1 protein-coding gene is annotated in these 538 nt (G+C 42.9%); it reads right to left on the reverse strand.

The window, feature by feature from the left end; all coding sequences use genetic code 11:
* Window positions 1–538 (reverse strand): group II intron maturase-specific domain-containing protein (locus R8925_RS15855; RefSeq protein WP_430536750.1); only part of this gene is annotated, 538 nt, incomplete at both ends.

Raw genomic sequence — 538 nt, forward strand, 5'->3', positions numbered from 1 at the left:
GTGCCTCGTATCTTTTGGAGATATCTTTATATCCAATCGATACGAGGTATTTATCTGTCAGTGTACGATGTAAAATGCCACTGCTCGCAATGCGCCAGTAACCTTTTCGAGTATTCGCCCATTGCCAAGCTTGATACTTATCTATGCCTAGTTGTCGCAAGCGACTGAATCTCGTTCGTACTCTTTTCCATTGCTTCCAAATATATTGTCTGATACGGCGTCTTAACCAACCATTTATTTCTGAAAGAAATGCCTTCATGGATGCAATGCCATAATAATTCATCCAGCCTCGTGTCACGCGATCCAGTTCTTGGAATAGTGCCTCTACGGATCTACCTCTATTTCGTTTGGTAATCCTTTTCAGTGTCTCCTTGAATCGCTTTTTCGCATGGTAATGTGGGCGTAATTTAACGCCGTTTGCTGTCGGTAATAGACAGAACCCGAGAAACTTTCGTTTCGTTGGGCTACCCACTTGGCTTTTCTCACGATTTACCGTCAGGTACAATTCCTTCTCCAAAAACATGGTACAACTTGCCAT

The sequence above is a fragment of the Listeria rocourtiae subsp. hofi genome, from assembly GCF_963575615.1.
Taxonomy (GTDB): Bacteria; Bacillota; Bacilli; order Lactobacillales; family Listeriaceae; genus Listeria_A; species Listeria_A hofi.